1 protein-coding gene is annotated in these 297 nt (G+C 65.0%); it reads right to left on the reverse strand.

The window, feature by feature from the left end:
- The coding region (locus tag AC0L2O_RS36620; RefSeq protein ID WP_473373179.1) for a molybdopterin cofactor-binding domain-containing protein at positions 1 to 297 on the reverse strand (297 nt) is incomplete at both ends.

The raw sequence follows: 297 nt of genomic DNA on the forward strand, positions 1-297 counted from the left end.
CTCGCCAGTCGCGGCGAACACGGCATTGCCGAAAGCGGCCTGCGTCGGCACCGGACCAATCTCGCCGACGCCGGTCGGCTTGCCGCCGCTCTCGACGAATTGTGTCGTGATGACAGGGGTTTCCGACAGGTGCAGCGGATCGAATTGGTCGAAGTTCGTCTGCTGGATCTCACCGTCCGCGAAGGTGACTTCCGTGCGCAGTCCGGAAAGGCCCCAGACCACGCCGCCTTCGATGTTGGACGTGGCAATGCCCGGGTCGAGCGTCTGGCCGACATCGACGGCGCTCCAGACATGGTG

This window comes from Bradyrhizobium sp. Kon10, from assembly GCF_055807395.1.